This is a genomic window from Streptococcus cristatus (assembly GCF_963529205.1).
GTDB lineage: Bacteria > Bacillota > Bacilli > Lactobacillales > Streptococcaceae > Streptococcus > Streptococcus cristatus_O.
In genome coordinates this window covers 1-9,968 of the sequence record NZ_CAURYF010000045.1, presented here as the reverse complement: position 1 = coordinate 9,968, position 9,968 = coordinate 1, and the positions used below count along the sequence as shown (strand labels likewise).

The following is a 9,968-nucleotide window of genomic DNA, read 5'->3' as shown; positions in this document are numbered from 1 at the left end:
GAAAGAAAATATCCTTCTCCACTACCATATTATTGTCAATGATTTCAAAAGACTTGGCCAGATGCTCCTCAGCCGTCTCACCTAGCCCAGCAAAGATTTCCTGGTACATTTTAGCAATGCGCTGCGGCGTCTCCTGCAAACCTTCGCGGTTTCCGTCTTCTCCAACCGCCTCAATAATCTGGGCAACAGCTGCTTCAATTTTCTTCGTGTCCATATTCACTCCTAGATTCTTTTTCTTTGTCAATGATATAGGCCCTGACCTGAGCCAGGAAATAAAGGGAACCCGTAATCAGCAAGAGCTCATCGGTCCCATGCTCAGCTTTCAAATAAGCCTCTAAAAAGTCCTGCCAATCAGCATAATCCAATCCCTGCTCGCAAGCCAGCGCCTCCATTTTTTCTTTGGAAAAACTCCGTGGATCCGTAAAACTGGTCAAAATTAGCTGACTCTTAGGCACCTGCTTGAGCTGACCCACCATTTCCTCCAGAGACTTGGTCTGGATACAGCTGAAAAGGATTTTCTTATCCAAGTCTGGATAATGCTGGCTCAAGGTCCTCGTCAACCTCTCCATGGCATGTGGATTGTGGGCGCCATCAAGCAAAATACGAGGCTGGTGCGAAATCTGCTCCATCCGACCCGGCCAACTGGTCGCCACTAAAGCCGCGCCAACTTGCTCTTTTGTTAACAGCGGTAGCTGTTTGCTCTGACAATAGAGGTCACAGAGCTCAATCGCCAAACCAGCATTATCTACCTGATGCTGCCCCAGCAGAGGCGTCAGGTAAGGCTCCGCCTCCCGATAGGCATTAGAAAAGCTAAGATGTTCTCCTGAGTCAGTCCCGCCCAAGCTCTGCACTTGATAAGACTGCCCATAAACATAGTGAGGCGCTTGCTTTTGATGAGCCTTGTCCTCAATGACCGCCAGAGCTTCTGGCTCAATCCGTCCAGTCACCAAGGGCACATTTTGCTTGACAATCCCAGCCTTCTGCTCGGCAATCGCTGCCAGAGAATGCCCCAGCAGAGCCACATGATCTAAGCCAATGGTCGTAATAGCCGTCAAATCTGGATGGCAGACATTAGTGCTATCCAAGAGGCCGCCCATACCGACCTCCATAATGGCCACATCAACCCGCTCCTGAGCCAAATAATCATAGGCCAAAGCCGTCATGATTTCAAACTCAGTCACTCCCTGCAAAACCTCATCGTTCGCTTGCTCTTCAAAGAGAGCTCGATAGATCTCTAGCAGGCGCGACAAATCTTGATTGGGAATAGATCGGCCATTGATGGCGATTTGTTCATTGTAGCTGATCAAATAGGGGGAGGTAAAGGTTCCTACACGTAGACCCCGCATTTCCAAGAGTTGACGCAGGTGGGCAATGGTTGAACCCTTCCCGTTGGTCCCCCCTATATGAATCACTGACAGCTGCAAATGGGGATTTCCCCGCAGCGCCAGCATCCGCTCCATCCGCTCCAAGCCAAAATTAGGACTGTCCGTCCGATAGGCTTCCAGCCAGCTTAAATCTGGCAATTCTTCTTTTGTCATAGTCACTTATACTGCCGTAAATTTAGATCTTCCATTTTCTGAGCCAGTCGAATAGCATCGCCAATATCGGCTGCCATCCGGTGGACTTCCACATCATGCACTCGGACAGCCTCGACACCCTGACTAGCTGCAATGCTAGTCAAATGAGCTGAAGCTAGGTCTCTGTTTTGAAAACCAGCGGCTGTCTCTGGGTCAGTCTCAAAACCATTTTCCTCCAAGATATTGACCAAAAAGCGCTTGCGAGAGACACCCAGAAAAATGGGAAAGCCTGCCTGATGAATGCTGTCCAGTTCCTGTAAGAGCAAGAGATTTTCCCGTTTGGTCAAGCCAAAACCAATCCCTGGATCCAGCATGATTTGCTCACGGTCCAGACCAGCTTGCTTAGCTTTCCCCAGTGTTCTTTCAAAAAATGCCCACATGAGTGCCTGAATACCCAGCTGTTCAAAGTCCGCTAATTCTGACTCGGTAAAAGCTGGCTCAAAGCCGAAAGTCGGAAAGATTTTCGAACCGGCATGTTGGGGTCGAGCCATGACTGGATTGAACATGGCGATAACTGGCGCTCCAGCCTTGGCAGCCACAGTTGCCATTCTCTCATCACCCAAGAGTCCTGTGATGTCATTGATGATATTAGCTCCAGCGGCCAAAGCTGCTTCTGCAACTGACGCCTTCCAAGTATCCACAGAAATGAGAATATCAGTCTCCCGACGAAGAGCCTCAATGACTGGTACCACACGCCCTATCTCTGCCTCAATATCCACAAAATGGCTGCCTGGACGAGTCGACTCACCACCGATATCCAGCAGATGAGCTCCCTGAGCTATCATCTTGCGTGCTTGCTCCAGAGCCTTTTCCACCGTATTATATTTGCCCCCATCCGAAAAGGAATCTGGGGTAACATTAAGGATCCCACAAAGAGCTGTCTTGCCCTCTGGAGCAAGTTGTCTTAGATTCATCGTATTTCCTTTCCCCTTGCTACTACTGCCTTTCAACAAAAAAGGCACACCCATCTAGTGTACCGCAAAGCCAACAGCAGATGCAGCATCAGTTTTACAAACTGCACTTGATCCTACAAGCAGTCCTCTCAGACTCTTGTTTCATTTATCATTTTACCACAATTCCCCTATTTAAGAAAACACTTTTTACAAACAGAAAGGCAAAAGGAGGATCAGAAGTAAATTCCGAAGAAGATGAGCCAGTAAGGATAATTCTAGAGAGCTAACCCAGGCTTTTAAGAGCTGGACAAAAGCCATGCCTAAACTTAGATAAATTAGAAAACAAGATAATTCTTCAGGATTTATCAGAAAAGCAAAGAGAGCAATTCCCAAGGCAATACGCCAACTCTTTCTGTATTTCATCTGCCTGTTTTGCTTAGCCTGTGATGACATTCCAAATAAATCCATGCCAAGTAGTAGCAAGGAGGAAGCGGAAAAACTGTTTGAGATAAGCTGCTGCAAAGGCGTTAGCTCCGAACCCGACTGCCCGCAAAGAAGAACAAGGCCTGCTGCATTGCTTGCAATCATTAAAAAATAAAGGCAACGTAAGTGCTGAAACCTCTTGGAAGCCCGTAGCTCTACCTTAAAATCCCGCCACTCACGAGAAAAGTAAGAGGCGTACCCAAAAAGAATGAGCAAAAAGAGAGAGATAAAGAGCAAACTGGGCCTTGATAAAACCAAGCGGTTGGTCATTGGCTGAACCAAAAGCAACAAACCCGATTGAAGCAGCATAACTACTAATAAGATTTGGATAGATTTTTGAAATTTGAGACGCATATTTTTCACTCCCTAAAGCTAAGATACAATTATCATTATAAAGCAAAAGATTCGCTCTGTTGGCTCGTTGTCCTAAAAAGTCACTTTTTATCCCTGAAATGTCAAAAAAGAGGTCAAGCTGACCTCTTCATCCATGAATGATATATCGTTAACTTTGTGAGATGATCATCACCAAAATAGCAATTCCATTTCGTAGCATATGGGCTAAAATTCCCATTTCCAAATGCTTGGTCTGGTAAACTACTAAAGCTAAGACGCCACCCATGCCAGCATAAAGAATAAAACTACCGATATTGGTCGGTCCGTGGAAAAAACCAAAAAGAATAGAACCAACTATCAAACCAATCAACTCATGCTGGGGAAATAACTTTTGGGGGATCAAACCACGGAAAAGAATCTCTTCCAAAATTGGCGCTGAGAAAAGTGCTCCCACAACAATCAAGATAACGGGTGTATTCTGAAACAAGCTCTGCAAAGCAACTTGATTGGCTGTCGTTCCTGAAAATTGACCCTCTAGAACCATGATAATCGCTGCAAAGATATTAATTCCAATACTTACCAGATAGGATAACACTAACCAGATTACTGATTTTAAATTAAAAAAACTAAAATCAAGGGTCAGTAAGCCTTCTTTTTTAGCCATTCGCAGGGCATAAAAAATAATCAGCAAATAAACCATCAGGACAAGCAAGGTGTATCCTATTGAAAAATTTTGATCTCGACCTTTGTAAAACTGGATCAGCACAAAAGGAACTTGAGTCTGGACGGCTAAAAACAAAGCCAGTAAACTATATTCTACTTTTTGCAAAAAATTTTTCATTTTTTCCTCCTTTTACTTAGTATATCGAATTTTTCCCTTCCTGTACAGCTAAGAGCCATATAAAGTCAAAAAATACGCCATCATGCTCACTAGGAAGCTCCTTCCCTAAGCTTTTGATTCAATCTGGCAGCAAAATAGAGCGCTAAAATTTCAATTTTTATTATACCTTCACCAATGCAGTGCACCTAGCAAAAAGAGGCTAGGACAAAAGTCCTAGCCTCTCAATTGTCTTTGGATTGTCGAGCAAGACGCAGTGGTTGAGTGGGCTCTACTACGCTGATTTCATCAGCTTTTACAGCCCTACTCAACTGTGCGGAGGTGGGACGACGAAATCGAATTCTAACGAATTACCGATTTCTGTCCCACTCTCGATAGACTTTTATATTGTAAACTTAAGCAAGCTCTTATGATTCTACGCTTGTTTCAACTTCTTCAGTCTCTGCTGTTTCCACAACTTCGTCAATAATTTCAACTTCATTGATTGCTTGTGGTTCCAAGTTACGGTAACGAGCCATACCAGTACCAGCTGGAATAATCTTACCGATGATAACATTTTCCTTGAGTCCGAGCAGATGGTCTTTCTTACCACGGATAGCAGCATCTGTCAGGACACGAGTTGTTTCCTGGAAGGAAGCTGCAGACAGGAAGCTGTTCGTTTCAAGGGAAGCTTTGGTGATTCCCATGAGGACTGGACGAGCTGTCGCAGGTACACCGCCAGAGATAACCACATCACGGTTAGCATCTGTAAAGTCTGTAATATCCATGAGAGTTCCCATGAGGAGATCTGTATCACCTGGATCCATGACGCGCACCTTGCGAATCATCTGACGAACCATTACTTCGATGTGTTTGTCGCCGATTTCTACCCCTTGGCTGCGGTAAACTTTTTGTACTTCAGCAAGCAGGTAAGTTTCAACAGACAAGACATCGCGGACAGCCAGCAAGTGCTTAGGCTGGATAGAACCTTCAGTCAAGGCAGCACCACGAGAGACTTGGTCGCCCACTTCTACCTTCATGCGAGCTGTAAATGGTACCACATATTCACCTTCGCCAGTTTGGCCTGTAACAAAGACCTTCTTGGTACGAGTAGATGCATCTTCTTCGATAGCAGTAACTTCACCCTTGACTTCAGTGATGACCGCTTCCCCTTTCGGATTGCGGGCTTCAAAGATTTCTTGGACACGAGGAAGACCTTGCGTGATATCGGTATTCGAGGCAACACCACCCGTGTGGAAGGTACGCATGGTCAGCTGTGTACCAGGTTCCCCGATAGATTGGGCAGCGATAGTTCCGACTGCTTCACCGACTTCAACTGCATCACCAGTCGCCAAGTTGATACCGTAACAATGACGGCAGACACCGTGGCGGGTATTACATGTAAAGACAGAGCGAATCGTCACTTCTTCCACACCCGCATTGACAATCTCACGCGCCTTGTCTTCGGTGATCAATTCATTTGGACCAATAATGACAGCACCAGTTTCTGGATGTTTAACCGTCTTCTTAGTGTAACGACCATTGAGACGCTCTTCCAGAGACTCGATCATTTCCTTGCCTTCTGTGATAGAAGTGATGAGCAAGCCGCGGTCTGTACCACAGTCGTCCTCACGGATAATCACATCTTGAGCAACGTCAACCAGACGACGAGTCAAGTAACCTGAGTCGGCTGTCTTGAGGGCCGTATCCGTCATACCCTTACGAGCACCGTGAGTAGAGAAGAACATTTCGAGTACTGACAAACCTTCGCGGAAGTTTGAAAGGATTGGCAATTCCATGATACGTCCGTTCGGAGCAGCCATCAGACCACGCATACCGGCAAGCTGTGAGAAGTTTGAGATGTTACCACGGGCTCCAGAGTCCATCATCATAACGATTGGGTTCTTCGGATCTTGGTTGGCAACCAAGCGTTTTTCTAATTTTTCACGGGCAGCACGCCACTCAGCAGTAACTGCATTGTAGCGCTCATCATCGGTAATCATACCACGACGGAATTGCTTGGTGATTTGTTCTACACGCTTGTGAGACTCTTCGATAATCTCTGCCTTGTCTTCTACGACTGGAATGTCGGCAATACCCACTGTCAAGCCAGCCAGCGTAGAATGGTGGTAACCTAGGTCTTTCAAGCGGTCCAGCAGGGCAGATGTTTCTGTCGTGCGGAAGCGTTTGAAGATTTCAGCGATGATATTTCCTAGATTTTTCTTCTTGAACGGAATATTTAGCTCTAGGGCTTCAATGGCAGACTTGATATCTTTACCTGGCTCCAAAAAGTATTTAGCTGGAACGCCTTCTGTCAAGTTAGCATTCGTTGGCTCTTGCAGGTAAGGCAGCTCTTCTGGCATGATATCGTTGAAGAGAATCTTACCTACAGTGGTCATGAGGATCTTGTGTTTTTGATCTTCTGTCCAAGGTTTGTTGAGACTATCTGTCGCGATACCTACACGAGTGTGCAAGTGGACATAGCCATTACGCAAGGCCATCACGGCTTCATCACGGTCTTTAAAGACCATGCCTTCACCTTCACGACCTGCTTCTTCCATAGTCAAGTAGTAGTTACCCAAGACCATATCCTGAGATGGTGTTACAACAGGTTTTCCGTCTTTCGGATTCAAGATGTGCTCAGCAGCCAGCATGAGGATACGAGCTTCAGCTTGGGCTTCCTCCGACAATGGTACGTGGATGGCCATTTGGTCACCGTCAAAGTCGGCATTGTAGGCTTCACAGACCAGTGGGTGCAAACGAAGAGCTTTACCGTCGATTAGAACTGGCTCAAAGGCTTGGATACCCAAGCGGTGAAGGGTCGGTGCACGGTTAAGGAGCACTGGGTGTTCTTTGATAACATCTTCCAAGACATCCCAGATGCGCTCATCGCCACGCTCTACCATGCGCTTAGCAGCTTTCACATTCTGTGCATAGTCACGGGCAACAATTTCCCGCATGACAAACGGCTTGAAGAGCTCGATCGCCATTTCACGTGGCACACCACATTGATACATTTTCAATGTCGGACCAACGGCGATAACGGAACGTCCTGAGAAGTCAACCCGTTTACCCAGCAAGTTTTGACGGAAACGACCTTGTTTCCCTTTGAGCATGTGGCTCAAAGACTTAAGTGGACGGCTACCTGGACCTGTGATCGGACGACCACGGCGACCGTTGTCAATCAAAGCATCCACCGCTTCTTGCAGCATCCGCTTCTCATTTTGAACGATGATACCTGGTGCATTCAACTCAAGCAAACGAGCCAAACGGTTGTTCCGATTGATAACACGGCGGTAGAGGTCGTTCAAGTCAGATGAGGCAAAACGGCCACCGTCCAATTGGAGCATTGGGCGTAGATCTGGTGGAATGACTGGCAGGATGTTGAGAATCATCCATTCTGGCTTATTGCCAGAGCGGTAGAAGGCATCCAAAACGTCCAAACGACGAATAGCCTTGATTCGTTTTTGACCAGAAGCTGTTTTCAATTCTTCCTTGAGAGCCGCAATTTCTGTTTCCAAATCCACTTGTTTCAGCAAGTCTTGGATCGCTTCTGCTCCCATCTTGGCAACGAATGAACCTGCACCATATTCACGGAGGCGCTCACGGTACTCGCGCTCCGTCATGATAGATTTATGCTCCAGTGGTGTTTCCTTAGGATCAATCACCACATAAGCCGCAAAATAAATGACTTCTTCTAGAGCGCGCGGACTCATATCCAGAGTCAAGCCCATACGGCTTGGGATTCCTTTGAAATACCAAATATGAGAAACCGGTGCTTTAAGCTCAATGTGGCCCATACGCTCACGACGAACCTTAGTCCGTGTTACTTCGACACCACAGCGGTCACAAATAATCCCTTTGTAACGAATCCGTTTGTACTTACCGCAGGCACACTCCCAATCCTTGGTTGGCCCGAAGATCACCTCGTCAAAGAGGCCTTCACGTTCTGGCTTCAAGGTCCGGTAATTGATTGTCTCAGGCTTCTTCACTTCTCCGTAAGACCATGAACGGACCTTACTTGGAGAAGCTAGGGTGATTTGCATACTTTTAAATCGATTTACATCAACCACTATTTCTTACCTTTCTTATTTATCTAATCAGCGACGAATTATTTTTCTTCATTTCCTTCAGCATCAAAAGCTGCTTTAGCTTCTTGAGCCTGTTTTTGACGTGCTTTTTCCAGATCGTCCACATGGATCACATCTTCATCCATGTCTTCATCCAAGTCACGAAGTTCTACTTCTTGGTCATCTTCGTCAAGGACACGCATGTCAAGACCAAGAGATTGCAATTCTTTCACAAGAACTCGGAAGGATTCTGGCACACCTGGTTTTGGAATTGGTTTCCCTTTGGTGATGGCTTCATAGGCTCTGAGACGACCATTGATATCATCAGACTTGTAGGTCAAAATTTCCTGAAGAACGTTTGACGCACCGTAAGCCTCTAGTGCCCAAACTTCCATTTCCCCGAAACGTTGTCCACCAAACTGAGCTTTACCTCCGAGTGGCTGTTGGGTAACGGTTGAGTAAGGACCGACTGAGCGGGCGTGGAGTTTGTCGTCAACCATGTGGTGGAGCTTGATCATGTACATGACACCGACAGAAACGCGGTTGTCAAACGGCTCACCAGTACGGCCGTCATAAAGAATCGTCTTGGCATCGCTATCCATACCAGCTTCACGGACAGTATCCCAGAGATCTTCTGAGCTAGCTCCGTCAAAGACCGGTGTCGCAATGTGGATACCCAAGTTACGAGCTGCCATACCAAGGTGAAGCTCCATAACCTGACCGATGTTCATACGTGATGGTACCCCGAGTGGGTTCAACATGATATCAACTGGAGTTCCGTCTGGAAGGTAAGGCATGTCTTCCACAGGAACGATACGAGATACAACCCCTTTGTTTCCGTGGCGTCCGGCCATCTTGTCTCCGACCTTAATCTTACGTTTTTGAGCGATGTAGACGCGAACCAGCATATTAACACCTGATTGCAACTCATCTCCATTTGCACGTGTAAAGATCTTGACATCGCGAACGACACCATCGGCACCGTGTGGTACACGAAGAGACGTGTCACGTACTTCACGAGACTTATCACCAAAGATAGCATGCAAGAGGCGTTCTTCAGCTGAAAGGTCTTTTTCACCCTTAGGCGTTACTTTACCGACAAGGATATCGCCTTCTTTAACCTCAGCACCGATACGGATAATCCCCATTTCGTCAAGGTCTTTAAGGGCATCTTCACCAACGTTTGGAATTTCACGAGTGATTTCTTCAGGCCCAAGCTTTGTATCGCGTGTTTCTGATTCGTATTCTTCGAGGTGGACAGATGTGTAGACATCGTCTTTGACCAAGCGTTCGCTCATGATAACGGCATCCTCGAAGTTGTAACCTTCCCAAGTCATGTAGGCAACGATTGGGTTTTGTCCAAGCGCCATTTCTCCATTTTCCATAGAAGGTCCGTCTGCGATAAAGTCGCCTTTTTCAACGACATCGCCAACTTTTACAAGGGTACGTTGGTTGTAGGCAGTACCTGAGTTTGAACGACGGAATTTTTGAATGTGGTACACATCTAGTGAACCGTCTTCACGACGAACTTCTACCTTATCCGCATCCGCATAGGTAACCTTACCATCATACTGAGCAATAACCGCTGCACCAGAATCGTGGGCAGCTTGGTATTCCATACCAGTACCGACATAAGGCGCTTTTGGATCGATCAAAGGCACAGCCTGACGCTGCATGTTGGCACCCATGAGGGCACGGTTAGAGTCATCGTTTTCCAAGAAAGGAATACATGCTGTCGCCACGGCAACTACCTGCTTAGGCGATACATCCATGTAGTCTACTTGGTCTGATGGGA

7 protein-coding genes are annotated in these 9,968 nt (G+C 46.6%); all 7 read right to left on the bottom strand.

Annotated elements, in window-relative coordinates; all coding sequences use genetic code 11:
• Positions 1-214 (bottom strand): GTP cyclohydrolase I (locus tag RWS39_RS08680; protein WP_314482562.1); only part of this gene is annotated, 214 nt, incomplete at its 3' end.
• Positions 195-1,538 (bottom strand): bifunctional folylpolyglutamate synthase/dihydrofolate synthase, encoded by a 1,344-nt coding sequence (locus RWS39_RS08675; RefSeq protein ID WP_125383530.1) that lies wholly within the window; start codon positions 1,536-1,538, stop codon positions 195-197. The genes RWS39_RS08675 and RWS39_RS08680, both read right to left, overlap by 20 nt.
• A gap of 2 nt (positions 1,539-1,540) precedes the next feature.
• Positions 1,541-2,491 carry a dihydropteroate synthase gene (gene folP, locus RWS39_RS08670; protein WP_185774120.1) on the bottom strand — a complete coding sequence of 317 codons (951 nt, stop codon included), beginning with the start codon at positions 2,489-2,491 and terminating at the stop codon, positions 1,541-1,543.
• Between the two features lie 186 nt (positions 2,492-2,677).
• Positions 2,678-3,307: a hypothetical protein gene (locus RWS39_RS08665; RefSeq protein ID WP_314482554.1), complete on the bottom strand. Its 630-nt coding sequence runs from the start codon at positions 3,305-3,307 to the stop codon at positions 2,678-2,680.
• A 148-nt stretch (positions 3,308-3,455) separates the two neighbouring features.
• Entirely contained in the window at positions 3,456-4,127 is a 672-nt protein-coding gene (locus RWS39_RS08660; protein ID WP_314482551.1) for a CPBP family intramembrane glutamic endopeptidase, read from the bottom strand.
• Positions 4,128-4,531: 404 nt separating this feature from the next.
• Positions 4,532-8,176, bottom strand: a complete 3,645-nt coding sequence (rpoC, locus tag RWS39_RS08655) for a DNA-directed RNA polymerase subunit beta' (RefSeq protein WP_314482550.1) — start codon at positions 8,174-8,176, stop codon at positions 4,532-4,534.
• Between the two features lie 38 nt (positions 8,177-8,214).
• Positions 8,215-9,968 (bottom strand): DNA-directed RNA polymerase subunit beta (rpoB, locus tag RWS39_RS08650; RefSeq protein ID WP_314482549.1); only part of this gene is annotated, 1,754 nt, incomplete at its 5' end.